We start from the raw sequence: 16,249 nt of genomic DNA, 5'->3' as shown, positions 1-16,249 counted from the left end.
GTTCAGCGGCGCGGCGGCTCCAGCCCCAGCAGCCGGTCCTTCAGCGCGGGGAACTGCTCCCGGGTCGCGGCCACCTTCGCCGGTTCGAACTCGACCGTGAGGACCTCCTCGTCGGGGCCCGCCTCCGCCAGCACCTCGCCCCAGGGGTCGACCACGATCGAGTGACCCGCCTGGGGAACTCCCGCGTGCGTGCCGGCCGTTCCGCAGGCGAGGACGTAGGCCTGGTTCTCCACGGCCCTGGCCTGCGCCAGCAGGGTCCAGTGCGAGCGCCGCCGCTCCGGCCAGCCCGCCGACAGCACGAACATCTCCGCGCCCGAGTCGACGAGTCCCCGGAACAGCTCGGGGAAGCGGAGGTCGTAGCAGGTGGCGATGCCGATGGTCGTCTCGGGCAGGCGGAGCGTCACCAGGTCCGAACCCGCACCCATCAGCACGGCCTCGCCCTTGTCGAAGCCGAAGCGGTGGATCTTGCGGTAGGCGGCGGCGAGGTCGCCGGAGGGTGAGAAGACGAGGGAGGTGTTGTAGAGAGTTCCGTCAGGGTCCCGCTCCGGGATCGAGCCCGCGTGCAGCCAGACGCCCGTGTCGCTCGCCGCCTTGGCCATCGCCTCGTACGTCGGTCCTTCCAGCGGCTCGGCCGCCGTCGCGAAGGATTCGAACGCGAAAGCGCCGGTGGTCCAGAGCTCGGGAAGGACGACGAGATCGGCGCCGGCCTGGTCCCCTACCAGCGCGGCCACACGCCGCCTGCGCGAATCGACCGATTCGTCCTCGTCTACGCCGATCTGGATGAGCGAGGCGCGCACACTACCACCGTCCTGGCATTCGAGACGTCCACACCGGCCTACGATCGTCACACGAAAGCACTGCCGGGGTGCCTCACGGCAGCGTAACTTAACGTTCCACAGCACCCACTGACAGCCGCCGACGCCCGCTCACCGCCGTCAACGCCGACGCCCGACCGAAATCAGCCGCCCCCCTACCGATACGCACCGACCGTACTGACACGTACCGACCGCCCGAGGGGTCCCGTTCCGTGAGTCTGCATCCCACTCTTCAGCCCTACGCCGACGCCTGGACCCACTCCGTGGACGCGATATCCGAGCTGGTGACGCCGCTCGTGGAGGGCGAGTGGAACCGGCGGACGCCATGCCCCGGCTGGTCGGTGCGCGATGTGGTCTCGCATGTCATCGGCCTGGACTGCGAGATGCTCGGCGACCCGCGGCCGATCCACACCCTCCCGCGCGACCTGTACCACGTACGGACCGAGCACCAGCGGTACATGGAGATGCAGGTCGACGCCCGCCGTCACCACACCGCGCCGGAGATGACCTCCGAGCTGGAGTACACGATCATCCGGCGCAACCGCCAGCTGCGGAACGAGTCGCGGGACCCGGGGCACAAGGTACGTGGTCCGCTCGGCACGGAGCAGACGCTCGAACAGGCCATGCGGAACCGCGCGTTCGACGTATGGGTCCACGAGCAGGACCTGCGCGCCGCCCTGGGCCAGCCGGGCAACCTGGACTCCCCGGGCGCGTACGTCGTCCGTGACGAGCTGCTGTCCGTGCTGCCGAAGGTCGTCGCCGAGGACGCGCAGGCGCCGCGCAGCTCGGCCGTCGTCTTCGACGTGCACGGCCCGGTGGAGTTCATCCGCACCGTCCGCGTCGACATGCAGGGCCGCGGGACCCTGGAGACCACCCCCGCCCTCGGCCCCGCCGCCACCATCACCCTCGACTGGGAGACCTACGTCCGCCTCGCCTGCGGCCGCGTCACCGCCGACCTCGTCGCCGACCGCATCAAGGCCGAGGGCGACCCCCACCTGATCGCGGCGATCCTGCGCGCGTTCGCGGTGACGGTGTAGCCACCAGGTCACAGGGCTTCCGAAAGCCCGGCGGCCGCTACGCCGGTACGTGCACCGTCTCCACCCGGCTCGCCACCAGCCGTTCCCGTTCGCGGCGGGCCGCACGGGCGCGGAGGCGGAGAATCTGGGTGAGGCCGAGGGCCTGGAGGACGAAGACGGCGGAGAAGGCGACGCGGTAGTCGTCGTCGGTCAGGTCCAGGAGGACACCGACCGCGAACAGGGTCGTCATGGAGGCGACGAAACCACCCATGTTGGTGATGCCGGAGGCGGTGCCCTGCCGCTCCGGCGGGTTCGCGGGGCGGGCGAAGTCGAAGCCGAGCATCGAGGCCGGCCCACAGGCCCCGAGGACCGCGCAGAGGACGATCAGAAGCCACATCGGCGCGTGCTCGCCGGGGTAGAGGATCGTGGTCGCCCACACCACCGCCGTCGTGAGGACCGTGCCGAGCGCCAGCGGCAGCCGCGCCGCGTGGTGCCGGGCCACGACCTGGCCGTACACCAGCCCGACGACCATGTTGGACAGGACGACGAGGGTGAGCAGCTCACCGGCGGTGCCACGGCTGAGACCCTGCGCCTGGACCAGGAACGGCAGCCCCCACAGCAGCAGGAACACCATCGCCGGGAACTGGGTGGTGAAGTGCACCCACATCCCGAGCCGGGTACCCGGCTCCCGCCAGGACGCCGCGATCTGCCGCCGCACGTACGCCGCCCCGTGGTGCGGGAAGGGCTCCGGCTCGTGCCCCTCGGGGTGGTCCTTCAGGAACAGCAGGGTGAGGACCAGGACGACGAGGCCGGCGACCGAGCTGCCCGCGAACGCCGCCGTCCAGCCCACCCCGTGCAGCAGCCGGGCCAGGAGCAGCGTCGAGACCAGGTTGCCCGCCATACCGACCAGGCCCGCCATCTGAGCGACCATCGGCCCGCGCCGGGCCGGGAACCAGCGGCTGCCCAGCCGCAGCACGCTGATGAACGTCATCGCGTCGCCGCAGCCCAGCAGGGCCCGCGAGGCCAGCGCGGTGCCGTACGACGGAGACAGCGCGAAGCCGATCTGTCCGGCCGTGAACAGCAGGATGCCCAGCGTCAGCACCTTCTTGGTGCCGAGCCGGTCGACCAGCAGGCCGACGGGGATCTGCATGCCCGCGTAGACCAGCAGCTGGAGTATCGAGAAGGTCGACAGGGCGGAGGCGCCCACCTGGAAGCGGTCGGCGGCGTCGAGGCCGGCCACGCCCAGCGACGTACGGAAGATGACGGCGACGAAGTAGACGGAGACGCCCACACCCCACACGGCGAGCGCGCGACGGCCGCCGGGCGGGTCTCCGGGCAGGGACCCGGCGGACGACTGTATGGCGGGGCGGCTCACCGGACCTCTCCCCGCGCCAGCATGGAGAACCAGCTGACGTGCCGGTGCACGAGCGCCACGGCCGCCTCCGCGTCACCCGCGCGCAGCGCCTGGAGGATCTCCTCGTGCTCGCTGAGCGTCTTGGTGATGCGGTCGGGATGGGCGTGCATCACGGCGACGCCCATCCGCAGCTGCCGGTCGCGGAGCTGGTCGTAGAGGCGGGAGAGGATCTCGTTCCCCCCGCTGCGGACGATCTCGGCGTGGAAGCAGCGGTCGGTCACCGCGGCACCCGCCAGGTCCCCGGCGGCGGCCTGCGCCTTCTGCTGCTCCAGGAGAGCCTCCAGACGCTCGATCAGCCGCGGCGTGGCCGGGACCGTCTTGCGGACCGCGTGCTCCTCGACCAGCTGCCGGGTCTCGACGACGTCCGCGATCTCCTGCGCGGAGACGGACAGCACCAGGGCGCCCTTCTTGGGATAGAGCTTGATCAGCCCCTCGACCTCCAGCCGCAGCAGCGCCTCCCGCACCGGCGTCCGGGACACGCCGACCGCCTCGGCCAGCTCGCCCTCGGTGAGCAGCGTGCCGCCCTCGTAACGGCGCTCCAGGACACCCTGTTTGACGTGGGTGTACACGCGGTCGGCGGCGGGGGGCTGCTTCACGGCGGGGGCGGGAGCTGTGGGCATGCCCACAGCTTAGATACAACACGTACGCATCGCCGCACCCGTCCACGATCCGGGACGGCACCCCCACCCTGAACCCGTCAAAAGACAGTGAGATGGACTTGAATTGACCCCCGCCCCACCCAAGGCACAACCTTTTGTGCTACTCACTTGTCACACGAGAAGCGGCCCCGCTTGCCCGAAACCGGAGCCCAAGTGGCCGCGCTCCACAGACATTTCACGCAATCGGGGTACTTGACTTGATTACCGCCATAAAGGGCGCACGTGTCCGCAGAGCCGCTGCAGTCGTCGTGACCACCGGTGCGATGATCGCGACCGGAGTCGTCGGCTCCGGCACCGCGCAGGCAGCTCCCGCCAAGCCCACGATCACCGCCAAAGGCGGGTTCGTGTGGAACAACGCCAACAGCAAGGCCCTCTACACGAAGGCCGCGGACACCAAGCGGTCCACAGGCTCCACCACCAAGATCATGACCGCCAAGGTCGTGCTGTCGCAGAAGAACCTGAACCTGAACGCCAAGGTCACGGTCTCGAAGGCGTACAGCGACTACATCGTCAAGAACCAGGCCTCCCACGCCGGCCTGATCGTCGGCGACAAAGTCACCGTCCGCCAGCTCCTCTACGCTCTGATGCTCCCGTCGGGCTGCGACGCCGCGTACGCGCTCGCCGACAAGTTCGGCACGGGCTCGACGCGTGCGGCGCGGGTGAAGTCGTTCATCTCCAAGATGAACTCCACCGCCAAGAGTCTCGGCATGAAGAACACGAAGTTCGACTCGTTCGACGGCATCAGCAACGGCTCGAACTACTCGACGCCGCGTGACCTCACCAAGCTCGCCAGCAACACGCTGAAGAACTCCACATTCAAGTCGATCGTAGGTACGAAGACCACCAAGCAGAAGGTGACCACCAAGAGTGGCGGCTACCGCTACTACACCTGGGAGAACACCAACAAGCTGCTCGGCTGGAAGGGCACCTTCGGTGTGAAGACCGGCTCCGGCGCCCAGGCCAAGTACTGCCTCGTCTTCTCCGCGACCCGCAACGGCAAGACGATCGTGGGCACCGTCCTCACATCCACCAACGCGACCACCCGCACGGCGGACGTGAAGAAGCTGATGGACTACGGCTTCGCCACGCTGTAACCGCACCAGCACGAGGAAGGGGGCCGTCGCTGTCGAGCGACGGCCCCCTTCGTCCTACTTGCCTGGATCGCAAGCCGAACAGGCGGGCTTCCCTCGCAATAGTGAACATCGTTGCGCTGGCTGGCATATGCCCATTCCTCCCCCCTACGTTCCGGGTTGGAGGTGGTTCAGATGATCGAACCCAGCAAGCACCAGCCCGACCCCCGCACGCAGCAGGACGCGCTCGACGTCGGCGACTTCGTCTACGCGGCTACCGGAGCACGCGTCCGCCGACTGACCATGCCGGACGGGGCGCACTGGTTCCCGGCGGTGGATGTCTGCAAGCAGTTGGGGCACACCAACTCGCGGCAGGCACTCTCCGACCATGTTCCAGAGGAGCACCGAGAGATTCTCGAGACCGTAACTGGAGCTTACGGTCTCAGCGTTCCCGCAGGTCGGGAGTGGCGCCGAGACCTGAATCTCATCGATCTCCAGGGTCTGATCCTTCTCGTCAGCGCCTGCACCAAGCCCGAATGCGCACCCTTCAAACAGTGGGTCGCCGAAGTGATCGAGACCATTCAGCGCGAGGGCTCCTACTCGCTGGAGGAGGCCGAGGTACAGCCCGCCGAGCCGGGCGCCCCCATCGCGTACGCCATGCCCGAGCAGGTCGCCGAGGCCATCGTCCGGCTCGAAGAGCGCAACCTTCAAGCGGACGAGCAGCTTGCGGTCGCACAGCACAAATCGCTGGCACTGCAACAGGAGTTGCTGGAGACACAGCGGACCATGCTGGAGACGCAGCGCGCCACGCTTGGCGCCCAGCAAGCCATCGCCCAGGCCATGGAACGCATCGCGAACCGTCTCGACACCCTCGCGCTCGACCGGCCGGCGCCCGTTCCCGATTTCTCGGCGCAACCGACCACGGAGTCCGTGCTGGCCGACTGGCGGAAGCGGTTGTCGGTGACGGAGGACGTGTGGACGGTGGCCGTGGTGATCGCCCCGGTGCTTGTCCAGGAGGGTGAGTTGCGTCAGCCGCTGGAGGCGATCGCGGCCCGTACGGGGCTGTCGGTGCACCGCGTCAACGAATGTCTACGGATGCTGCGCAAGCACGCCTGCATCCAGTCTCGGGGCGCCGCTGAGGACGGGGCACCGGTGTACGTGCTCAACCAGCGCTGACAGGCGGGGACTGAGCAGAGCCACAGCAGAAGGGGGCGGCCGCAAGACGAATTTGCGGCCGCCCCTTCACATGGAGCCTATCCAGTCGAGGGCCTCACGCCCAAGTGATCAGCCTCTTCGGCTGTTCCAGGATCGCCGCCACGTCCGCCAGCACCTTGGAGCCCAGTTCCCCGTCCACCAGCCGGTGGTCGAAGGAGAGGGCCAGGGTGGTGACCTGGCGGGGCTTCACCTTCCCCTTGTGGACCCACGGCTGGAGCTTGATCGTGCCGACCGCGAGGATCGCAGACTCCCCGGGGTTGAGGATGGGCGTGCCGGTGTCGATGCCGAAGACACCGACGTTGGTGATGGTGACCGTGCCGCCCTGCATGGCGGCCGGGGAGGTCCGGCCCTCCTTGGCCGTGGAGACCAGCTCGCCCAGTGACTCGGCGAGCTGGGGCAGCGTCTTCGCGTGGGCGTCCTTGATGTTCGGGACGATCAGGCCGCGTGGGGTGGCGGCGGCGATGCCCAGGTTGACGTAGTGCTTGAGCACGATCTCCTGGGCGGCCTCGTCCCAGGAGGCGTTGACCTCCGGGTTGCGCTTGATCGCCACGAGGAGTGCCTTGGCGATCAACAGCAGCGGGTTGACCCGCAGGCCCGCCAGCTCCTTGTCCTGCTTCAGCTCCTCGACCAGCTTCATCGTGCGCGTCACGTCGACCGTCACGAACTCCGTGACGTGCGGCGCCGTGAACGCCGAGCCGACCATCGCCGCCGCCGTCGCCTTCCGGACACCCTTGACCGGAACACGGGTCTCGCGGGCGCCGTCGTACGACGTCACCGGCGCCGGGGCGACGGCAGGCGCGGCGGGGGGCGCGGGCGCCTCCACCACGGGCTCGGCAGCCGTCTGCGGGGCCACCGCGGCGTGGACGTCCTCGCGGGTGATGACCCCGTCGGGGCCGGACGGGGTGATCGTCGCCAGGTCCACCCCGAGATCCTTGGCCAGCTTGCGGACCGGCGGCTTCGCCAGCGGACGCGGGACGGTGATCCCGTGCTGCCCGTGCCCGTTCAGCTCACCCTGGATGCCCTGGACGCCCTGGATCGCGGTGGCCGCGTACAGGGTGTCCTCGGCGGGCGCGGCGGCGGCCGGGACCCCCCTGCGGGGGCGGCGCTTCGTGGAGGACTCGGCGACCCCGTAGCCGACGAGGACCGGCTTGCGGCCCTCGGGCTTCTTGGCCACCGGCTCCGCCGCGGGCTTCGCCGCCGGCTGGGCGGGCGCGGCCGCCTCGGCGGGGGCCTGCGCCGGGGCCGCGCCGCCCGCCACGTCCACCGCGATGATCGACGTGCCGACGTCGACCGTGGTGCCCTCGGGGAAGTGCAGGGCGCGCACCACACCGTCGTAGGGGATGGGCAGTTCGACCGCGGCCTTGGCCGTCTCCACCTCGCAGACGATCTGGCCGTCGGTGACCGTGTCACCGGGCTGGACGTACCACTTGAGGATCTCGGCCTCGGTGAGTCCCTCACCCACGTCGGGCATCTTGAACTCGCGCGGAGACGTGTCTGTCATCGTCGTCACGACCCTCTCCCTCAGAACGCCAGCGAGCGGTCGACGGCGTCGAGCACCCGGTCCAGATTCGGCAGGTACTCCTCCTCCAGCCGGGCCGGCGGATAGGGGGCGTGGTACCCGCCGACGCGAAGGACGGGGGCCTCCAGGTGGTAGAAGCACCGCTCGGTGATGCGGGCGGCGATCTCCGCGCCCGAGCCGAAGAACACCGGCGCCTCATGGACCACCACCAGACGGCGCGTCCTCTCCACGGACGCCTGGATGGAGTCGAAGTCCAGGGGGGACACCGACCGCAGGTCCAGGATCTCCAGGGCCTTGCCCTCCTCGGCGGCCGCGTCGGCGACCTCCTGGCAGAGCTTCACCATCGGGCCGTACGCGGCGAGCGTGAGGTCGGTGCCCTCGCGCACGACACGGGCCTTGTGCAGCGGGCCGGGAATGGCCTCGGGGTTGACCTCGGCCTTGTCCCAGTAACGCCGCTTGGGCTCGAAGAAGATCACCGGGTCGTCGCTCTGGATGGCCTGCTGCATCATCCAGTAGGCGTCGGAGGCGTTCGACGGCGAGACCACCTTCAGGCCCGCCACGTGCGCGAACAGCGCCTCCGGGGACTCGGAGTGGTGTTCGACCGCGCCGATGCCGCCGCCGTAGGGGATCCGGACCACGACGGGGAGCTTGACCTTGCCCAGCGAGCGCGCGTGCATCTTGGCGAGCTGGGTGACGATCTGGTCGTACGCGGGGAAGACGAAGCCGTCGAACTGGATCTCGACCACCGGGCGGTAGCCCCGCAGGGCGAGGCCGATGGCGGTGCCGACGATGCCCGACTCGGCGAGCGGGGTGTCGATCACCCGGTCCTCTCCGAAGTCCTTCTGCAGGCCGTCCGTCACCCGGAACACGCCGCCGAGCTTGCCGACGTCCTCGCCCATGACGAGGACCTTGGGGTCGGTTTCGAGGGCCCTGCGCAGCGACTCGTTGATCGCTTTGGCGACCGCCATGCTCTTCGGGGCGGAATGCCCGGCGGTCTGCCCTGCCGTCTGCGCGGCTGTCTGCGTGGTCATCGCTACTTGCCCTCCTCTTCGTCCACATCGGCGAACGACGCCTGGTACGCGGCGAACTGGGCGCGCTCCTCGTCCACGAGCGCGTGTCCGTCCGCGTACGCGTTGTCGAAGATGGCGAAGTGGTCCGGGTCGGGCATGGCACGCACCACTTCGCGCACTCGCCTTCCCAACGCCTCGCTCTCCGCTTCGAGTTCCGCGAAGAATCCCTCGTTCGTGTCCGTTTCGGACTCCAGGTAAGCGCGCAGGCGCGCGATCGGGTCCTTGGCCTCCCAGGCCACCCGCTCTTCGTCGTGGCGGTAGCGGGTCGGGTCGTCGGAGGTGGTGTGGGCGCCCATGCGGTACGTGTACGCCTCGACCAGGGTGGGGCCCTCGCCCCGGCGGGCGCGCTCCAGCGCCCACTTGGTGACGGCGAGGCAGGCGAGGACGTCGTTGCCGTCGACGCGGACGCCGGGGAAGCCGAAGCCCTGGGCGCGCTGGTACAGCGGGACGCGGGTCTGCTTCTCCGTGGGCTCCGAGATGGCCCACTGGTTGTTCTGGCAGAAGAACACGACGGGCGCGTTGTAGACGGCGGAGAAGGTGAACGCCTCGGCGACGTCGCCCTGGCTGGAGGCGCCGTCACCGAAGTAGGCGATGACCGCCGAGTCGGCGCCGTCCTTGGCGATGCCCATGGCGTAGCCCGTGGCGTGCAGCGTCTGGGAGCCGATGACGATCGTGTAGAGGTGGAAGTTGTTGCTGTTCGGGTCCCAGCCGCCGTTGTTCACGCCGCGGAACATGCCGAGCAGATTGGTCGGGTCGACCCCGCGGCACCAGGCGACGCCGTGCTCACGGTAGGTCGGGAAGACGTAGTCGTCCTCGCGGGTGGCCCGCCCGGAGCCGATCTGGGCGGCCTCCTGGCCGAGCAGCGAGGCCCACAGGCCCAGCTCGCCCTGGCGCTGCAGGGAGGTGGCCTCGGCGTCGAAGCGACGGGTCAGCACCATGTCCCGGTACAGGCCACGCAGCTCGTCGGTGGTGATGTCGGCGACGAACGGCTCGTACGGCGCGTTCTCCGCGTTCTTGACGCGCTTGCCCTCGGGCGTCAGCAGCTGAACGAGTTCGGGCTGGGCGTCGGTCGGCTTCTTGGCAGCGGCGCGCCTGGTGCCGGTGGTACCGGCCGCCTTGCTGCCGGTGGTGCCGGTCTTGCCTGCGGCGCTGCGTCGCGGCTTGCGCGCGGCAGTGCTCTCCACGGTCACGTGTGCTCCTCCGTCGGTCCGGCCCCCGGGATTGCCGGAAGACCAGTGCGGCTCGCCTGATCCCGGTGCCCGTGCACGGGGTGGGTGCCCTTGGCCGGGAACAGACGTGACAGGTGCCCCGGCGAGCGCCCTGCACGAGGCACGTTACCCAGTGCTCCACATTCCTGTGAAACCCCTATTGACCTGCGATTTTCCTTGGATTTCCAAGTAATTCGGTACTAGGGGGTCCAAGTAAGTCGCGTCCGTCGGGAACAGCTGCTGGTCACAGCGCTGGTTAACAGCCTGGCAGGGGGCCGGAACACCGGCACGTTATCCCGGCCACCCCGGCCACGGGAAGACTTCGCCGGGGGCGGGCCGTGAGATCGCCCGTGGAAGTTGCTCCATCCGTGAACCCGGCCGAATCGCCCTGTTTCCTCTCGGGCGCGGTGGATATCCGGCCCGCATGTCTGCGCGTCGAGCCGCAGTTCGGATCTGCGCACTCCGTGATCGGTAACGACTGTGTGTGACAAGCGTCAGGTCAGCGGCGTGGCGCATGCCCTAACATCTGGCGCGTGCTGCGCTCATCTGTACCACCCCCTGTGCTCCACGCGCCCCCTCTGGGCCCTCTGCTGGAGCGGTACGCCGCCGGGTCCGCACTGACCTGTGAACCCGTCGACGAGGGGCTCCTCAACCGCGGCTACCGGCTGTCCACCACCCGCGGCCGGTACTTCCTCAAGCACCACTTCGACCCCGAGACCGCCGATCCGGCCGCGATCGTCCGCCAGCACCGTGCCACCCAGCGCCTCGCCGACCTGGGCGTCCCCGTGGCCCCGCCGCTGGCCGCTCGCGACGGGCGCACGGTCGCGGTCGTCGGCGGTCACGCCTACGCCCTGCACCCGTGGATCGACGGACGCCACCGGCACGGCGGCCAGCTCGACCCCGGACAGTGCGCCCGCCTGGGGGCGCTCCTGGGCGTCGTCCACGCGTCTTTGGAGCGGGTGATGCCTGCGCAGGAACCGGAGGTGTCTGTGCGGGAGCCTGACGTGCCGGTGCCGGTGCCGGTGCGGGAGCCGGCGGTGCCGGTCGTGCCGGTACGCAAGCGGCTGATCCCGGCCCAGCGGCAGGCTCCGCCCGCGCGGTCGCCCCAGGCTCGGACAAGGGCGGCCACCGCGCCTCACGTCGCATGCGGGGCGGGAGGCCGAGGGGCCGCAGGGACTGTCGGGGCTGTCGGGGCTGTCGGGTCCGTCGGGGCTGTCGGGTCCGTCGGAACCGAGAGCGCGGATGCCGTCGACACCTTCGCCCTCATCGACGATCTGCTCGACCGGGTACGACGTCATCGGCCGGCCGACGCCTTCGACGCGCTCGCCCGGCATCGGCTGCTGGAGCGGCGGGATCTGCTGGAGCGGCACGCGCAACGGCGCCCGCCCCGGGGCGGTTCGGTGGGGTGGGTGCACGGGGACTTCCACCCGTTCAACGTGCTCTACCGGGACGACGTCCCCGATGTGCCCGCCGCGATCCTCGACTGGGACCGGCTCGGCGTGCAGCCGCGCGCGGAGGAAGCGGTCCGGGCGGCGGTGATCTTCTTCGTGCGCCCCGTCGGCGCCCTGGACCTGGCGAAAGTACGGTCCTACGCGCGCGCGTACCGCCGTTCCGCTGGCGCCGCCCCGGCCGAACTCGCGGCCGCGGTGCACCGCGTGTGGTGGGAGCGGCTCAACGACTTCTGGATGCTGCGCTGGCACTACGAGCGCGGCGACCTCCGCGCCGACCCGCAGTTCCCGGCGGCCTCGGCGCTGGTGGTGTGGTGGACGCGGGAGTACGACGCGGTGTGCGAGGCGTTCGTGGAGTGACCCGGGGAGGGTCACTCCGGTCACGCCGCCGGATCACTCCTCGCCGTCGCCGCCACCGACCGTCAGGCCCCCGGCGGCGTCCCCGCCGCTGCCGTCGTCGGTCGGCTCCTCCGTCGTCGGCTCCTCCGTCGGCTCCTCCGTCGTCGGTTCCTCGGTCGTCGGCTCCTCCGTCGGCTCCTCCGTCGGGCTCTGCGTCGGCGACTGGCTGAAGGACGGGGACTGCGAGTACGGCGGCGTGTAGTCGGGGTCGTTGCCCGAGCCGGTGTTCTCCTCCGTCGTCTCCTCCGCGGTCTCCTCGTCGCTGGGCGACTCGCTGGCGTCCTTGTCCTTGCTCGACGTCGAGGCCGTCGGAGACTTCGTGGTCCCGGTGTCGCCGCCGCTGCCGCCACCGTTGTCGTTCAGCGCCAGCGCGACACCCGCCGCGATGGCGACCACCGCGAGAACGGCGAGGATCCACAGCTTGCCGCGGCCGCTGCCCCGGTTGCCGCGGCCCTCGAAGCCGCCGTCGTCCCGGCCGCCACCGCCGTACCCGGGCAGGATCGGCTGCGGGGTCTGCGAGGTGCCCGGCTCCCCGGGGTGCGACATGACCGCCGTACCGGACATACCGCCCGGCGGCGTGTTCCGGCCCTCGTGCATGGTGACGGGCCCGGTGTTCCAGGTGCCGGTGTGGCCGCCCTGGTCGTACAGCATCTGCAGGCCGTACTGGACGAGGCCGCGCATCTCCTCGGCCGTCTGGAACCGATCGTCCGGCTCCTTGGCGAGGGAGCGCATGACGAGGCCGTCGAGCTCCGGCGGCGCCGCCCCCTCCGAGACCTCGGAGGGGGGCACCGGGATGTCCTGGACGTGCTGGTAGACCACCGACAGCGGGGTCTCGCCGATGAACGGAGGCCTGAGTGAGAGGAGTTCGTAGAGCAGACAGCCGGTGGCGTACAGGTCGGAGCGGTGGTCGACGGCCTTGCCGAGCGCCTGCTCCGGGGAGAGGTACTGGGGCGTGCCCATGACCATGCCGGTCTGCGTCATCGTCGTCGACGCCCCGTGCAGGGCGCGGGCGATACCGAAGTCCATCACCTTCACGGCCCCGTTGTGGGTGATGATCACGTTCGCCGGCTTGATGTCGCGGTGCACGATGCCGTGCTGGTGGGAGTATGCCAGCGCCTCCAGTACACCGGAGACGATGATCAGCGCCTGCTCCGGGCCGGGCGCCTCCGCGTTGATCAGCAGATCGCGGATGGTGCGGCCCTCGACCAGCTCCATGACGATGTACGGCACGGGGGTGCCGTTCACGACGTCCTCGCCGGAGTCGTAGACAGCCACGATCGAGTGGTGGTTGAGACCGGCCACCGCCTGGGCCTCACGCGTGAAGCGGGCCTTGGAAATGGGGTCTTCGGCGAGGTCGGAGCGGAGCAACTTGACCGCGACCGTACGACCGAGGCGCACGTCCTCGGCCGCGAACACCTCGGCCATACCGCCCCGGCCGAGTCTGTGGGTCATCCGGTATCGACCGTCACCGACAAGCCCGCCGTTGCCCCACAACTCCGGCGCGTCCGACATGCCGCCGCCAGTCGCCTCGGGGTCGGACGGGCCCTGAGAGCGCTGCTGCTGTGCCATCAGTCCTCGCCGTCATTTCTGCCCGCGGTCCGCGCGGTACTTGTTACGGTCTCCGTCGGCCACGCTACAGCCTTCACGCAAGAGGCCGGTCCGGGTTGGCCACGCGACGGGTTCACGACGGATTCAAGGTGGATTCGAAGGTTGATCGGCCATGAAACCCGCAGCGCGCGCACTCGTGCAAGTTCTGTGTACCGGGCGTACGCCCCCTGTAACGCTTCCGCGACGCTTCTTTCGCGTACGGTCACGGATCGGGCACCGCGCTTGACGTGTCAGTGCCCTGGGGCAGACTTGGCCGGGAATAGCACAAAGGATCACCAGGATCGTCGGGGATCACCATGATCACCGATCGCGGGAGCCACGCCAGCAGCTTTCGCGCGCGCCGATGGGGGACGCAGGAAGATGAGCCAGGACGCCGCACAGGGCCGGTACGCGGGGCGGTCGCTAGCCGGTGGCCGCTATCAGCTGCGTGACCTGCTCGGCGAGGGCGGCATGGCCTCCGTCCACCTCGCATATGACTCGGTGCTCGACCGACAAGTCGCGATCAAGACACTCCACACCGAGCTGGGCCGCGAGCAGGCCTTCCGTGAGCGGTTCCGCCGTGAGGCGCAGGCCGTGGCGAAGCTCACCCACACGAACATCGTCTCGGTCTTCGACACGGGCGAGGACGAGATGGACGGCATGACGACGCCGTACATCGTCATGGAGTACATCGAGGGCAAGCCGCTCGGTTCGGTGCTGGACGCGGACGTCTCGCAGCTCGGCGCGATGCCCTCCGACAAGGCGCTGAAGATCACCGCGGACGTGCTGGCGGCGCTGGAGATCAGCCACGAGATGGGCCTGGTCCACCGGGACATCAAGCCGGGCAACGTGATGATGACCAAGCGGAACGTCGTGAAGGTCATGGACTTCGGCATCGCCCGCGCCATGCAGTCGGGCGTCACGTCGATGACGCAGACCGGCATGGTCGTCGGCACCCCGCAGTACCTCTCGCCCGAGCAGGCCCTCGGCCGTGGCGTGGACGCGCGCTCCGACCTGTACTCGGTCGGCATCATGCTGTTCCAACTGACCACCGGTCGGTTGCCGTTCGAGGCGGACTCGCCGCTGGCCATCGCGTATGCGCACGTCCAGGAGGAGCCGGTCGCTCCCTCCTCGATCAACCGTTCCCTGCCGCCGGCCGTCGACGCGATCATCGCCCGCGCGCTGAAGAAGAACCCGAACGAGCGGTTCCCGAGCGCGGAGGCGATGCGGGACGAGTGCCTGCGGGTCGCCGCGTCCCTCCAGCCCGTGGCGCCGAGCATCGTGCCGGGCGTGCAGACGTCCAGCGGCGCCGGGGTCTCCTCCGCCGTCTTCCCGCCGATCGACCAGACCGGGGCCCCGCAGTCGGGCAGCGTCCAGACGCCGTACCAGCCGCACGCGACGGGCGGATACGGTCCGCCGACGCCCACGCCCGCCCCGTCCTACGGCTACCCGCAGCAGGGCGGCTACCAGACGCCCCCGCAGACCGCCGCGTACGCGCCGCAGCAGGGGGCGTCCACCCCGCCGCCGTACAACCTCCCGCCCCAGCAGTCCTCCCTCTCGGCCGGACGTTCCGGGGGCGGCAAGAGCAACAAGGGCGTCATCGTCGGCGCGATCGTCGTGTCGGTCCTCGCGGTCGGCGGCCTAGTCACGGCGCTGAGTCTGAACACCGGCAGCGAGGCGTCGAGCGGCGACGGCGGCACCACCCCGTCCGCCTCGCCGACCGTGGTCGAGGGGCACAAGGGACCGGACACGTCGAAGGTCATCGACTCGACCGAGTGCACGGAGCCCTCGGAGTCCTACAACGACCCCGACAAGATCCTGCTGCCGGACTTCACCTTCAAGAACATCGACTCGGTGAAGAAGTGCTTCCAGGCGGCGGGCTGGCAGTACGACGTCCAGAAGGTCGACGAGAACACGTACGGCGAGGGCACGGTCATGGAGCAGTACCCGGCGGCCTCCGACGACGTCGACCCCAAGGACATGCCCTCGATCATCCTCAAGGTCTCGACGGGCAACCCGGCCTGATGCCCCGGGCCCCGGGCCCCTGGTCGTAGGAAGGGCCCGGCACTTCGTGTGCCGGGCCCTCTGCGTACGTATGGGCGGGGGGTGGGTGGGTCGGAGGCGTCGGAGGCTAGAGGTACGGGCCGCCCGAGCGGCCGATCGTACGGGGATCGTCGTCGCCCTCGAGGCCGCCGCCGACGCCGGGCGGCAGCGCGCGGCGCATCTGTTCCAACTGGGCCCGGGCCGCCATCTGCTGGGCGAACAGCGTCGTCTGGATCCCGTGGAAGAGGCCTTCGAGCCAGCCGACCAACTGGGCCTGCGCGATCCGCAGTTCCGCGTCGCTCGGGATCACCTCGTCGGTGAAGGGCAGGGAGAGCCGCTCCAACTCCTCGACCAGTTCGGGCGCCAGGCCGTCCTCCAGTTCCTTGACCGAGCTGGCGTGGATCTCCTTCAGCCGGGCCCGGCTGGCATCGTCGAGGGGGGCGACCCGTACTTCTTCGAGCAACTGCTTGATCATGCTGCCGATGCGCATGACCTTGGCCGGCTGTTCCACCATCTCCGTCACCGGGATCTCGCGGGAGTCTTCGTCTCCGCCGCCGCCCACCGCCATTCCGTCCTGGCCCACGACCAGGATCTGGGGCTGTTCGGGCGACCGTTCGTTCCTCGGCATCTCCATGCCGCCATTCTCTCGCACACGTACACCTCATCACCCAGGTGCCCCCGACGCAGGGTGATCCACCGTTTACACGGCAGCGGCTCGTGTCCCGGACGGGGATTCGTGCCCGCCGGGGGCCTTCGGCGGGCCTGGGCGGGCTTCGGCGGGCGCGG

General features: G+C 69.8%; 13 protein-coding genes. 5 read left to right on the top strand and 8 right to left on the bottom strand.

Annotation, left to right across the window (positions count from 1 at the left end):
* Positions 1 to 2: 2 nt before the first annotated feature.
* A complete protein-coding gene (locus OG272_RS25330; protein WP_326580496.1) occupies positions 3 to 797 on the bottom strand; it encodes a carbon-nitrogen family hydrolase in 795 nt (264 codons plus the stop codon).
* Between the two features lie 230 nt (positions 798 to 1,027).
* Here OG272_RS25330 and OG272_RS25325 point away from each other — a divergent pair, with 230 nt between their 5' ends.
* Complete coding sequence (locus OG272_RS25325; RefSeq protein ID WP_405894926.1) at positions 1,028 to 1,852, top strand: maleylpyruvate isomerase family mycothiol-dependent enzyme; 825 nt, start codon at positions 1,028 to 1,030, stop codon at positions 1,850 to 1,852.
* A 37-nt stretch (positions 1,853 to 1,889) separates the two neighbouring features.
* Here OG272_RS25325 and OG272_RS25320 read toward each other — a convergent pair whose 3' ends face one another.
* Together OG272_RS25320 and OG272_RS25315 are read right to left on the bottom strand one after the other, a co-directional pair.
* Positions 1,890 to 3,206, bottom strand: coding sequence for an MFS transporter (locus OG272_RS25320; protein ID WP_326580500.1), 1,317 nt, complete (start codon positions 3,204 to 3,206; stop codon positions 1,890 to 1,892).
* Positions 3,203 to 3,865: a GntR family transcriptional regulator gene (locus OG272_RS25315; RefSeq protein WP_326580502.1), complete on the bottom strand. Its 663-nt coding sequence runs from the start codon at positions 3,863 to 3,865 to the stop codon at positions 3,203 to 3,205. The genes OG272_RS25320 and OG272_RS25315 overlap by 4 nt, the downstream gene beginning before the upstream one ends.
* Positions 3,866 to 4,167: 302 nt before the next feature.
* Between OG272_RS25315 and OG272_RS25310 the strand changes: the two genes are divergently transcribed.
* The gene (locus OG272_RS25310; RefSeq protein ID WP_405894925.1) at positions 4,168 to 4,998 is read left to right on the top strand and encodes a D-alanyl-D-alanine carboxypeptidase family protein; all 831 of its coding nucleotides are present in this window, start codon (positions 4,168 to 4,170) and stop codon (positions 4,996 to 4,998) included.
* Positions 4,999 to 5,169: 171 nt separating this feature from the next.
* The gene (locus OG272_RS25305; protein ID WP_405894923.1) at positions 5,170 to 6,150 is read left to right on the top strand and encodes a BRO family protein; all 981 of its coding nucleotides are present in this window, start codon (positions 5,170 to 5,172) and stop codon (positions 6,148 to 6,150) included.
* A gap of 94 nt (positions 6,151 to 6,244) precedes the next feature.
* On the opposite strand, the gene OG272_RS25300 is transcribed toward OG272_RS25305, so the two are convergent.
* Genes OG272_RS25300 through pdhA form a run of 3 tightly spaced genes read right to left on the bottom strand, consistent with a single transcriptional unit; the run spans position 6,245 to position 9,968 of the window.
* The gene (locus tag OG272_RS25300; protein WP_327728765.1) at positions 6,245 to 7,699 is read right to left on the bottom strand and encodes a dihydrolipoamide acetyltransferase family protein; all 1,455 of its coding nucleotides are present in this window, start codon (positions 7,697 to 7,699) and stop codon (positions 6,245 to 6,247) included.
* 11 nt (positions 7,700 to 7,710) lie between these two features.
* Positions 7,711 to 8,739: an alpha-ketoacid dehydrogenase subunit beta gene (locus tag OG272_RS25295; RefSeq protein ID WP_405894921.1), complete on the bottom strand. Its 1,029-nt coding sequence runs from the start codon at positions 8,737 to 8,739 to the stop codon at positions 7,711 to 7,713.
* A gap of 2 nt (positions 8,740 to 8,741) precedes the next feature.
* Positions 8,742 to 9,968 (bottom strand): pyruvate dehydrogenase (acetyl-transferring) E1 component subunit alpha, encoded by a 1,227-nt coding sequence (gene pdhA / locus OG272_RS25290; RefSeq protein ID WP_327728766.1) that lies wholly within the window; start codon positions 9,966 to 9,968, stop codon positions 8,742 to 8,744.
* Between the two features lie 551 nt (positions 9,969 to 10,519).
* Between pdhA and OG272_RS25285 the strand changes: the two genes are divergently transcribed.
* Complete coding sequence (locus OG272_RS25285) at positions 10,520 to 11,794, top strand: phosphotransferase (RefSeq protein WP_405894919.1); 1,275 nt, start codon at positions 10,520 to 10,522, stop codon at positions 11,792 to 11,794.
* Between the two features lie 33 nt (positions 11,795 to 11,827).
* Here the strand turns inward: OG272_RS25285 and OG272_RS25280 are convergent, their stop codons facing one another.
* Complete coding sequence (locus tag OG272_RS25280) at positions 11,828 to 13,402, bottom strand: protein kinase domain-containing protein (RefSeq protein ID WP_405894918.1); 1,575 nt, start codon at positions 13,400 to 13,402, stop codon at positions 11,828 to 11,830.
* Between the two features lie 399 nt (positions 13,403 to 13,801).
* Between OG272_RS25280 and OG272_RS25275 the strand changes: the two genes are divergently transcribed.
* Complete coding sequence (locus OG272_RS25275; RefSeq protein WP_405894916.1) at positions 13,802 to 15,445, top strand: protein kinase domain-containing protein; 1,644 nt, start codon at positions 13,802 to 13,804, stop codon at positions 15,443 to 15,445.
* Positions 15,446 to 15,551: 106 nt separating this feature from the next.
* Here OG272_RS25275 and OG272_RS25270 read toward each other — a convergent pair whose 3' ends face one another.
* Positions 15,552 to 16,097 (bottom strand): bacterial proteasome activator family protein, encoded by a 546-nt coding sequence (locus OG272_RS25270; protein WP_326580518.1) that lies wholly within the window; start codon positions 16,095 to 16,097, stop codon positions 15,552 to 15,554.
* Between the last annotated feature and the right edge of the window lie 152 nt (positions 16,098 to 16,249).

Source organism: Streptomyces sp. NBC_00104 (assembly GCF_045160825.1).
In the GTDB taxonomy this organism is placed as follows: Bacteria; Actinomycetota; Actinomycetes; order Streptomycetales; family Streptomycetaceae; genus Streptomyces.
This window is presented reverse-complemented; position numbering and strand designations above follow the sequence as displayed.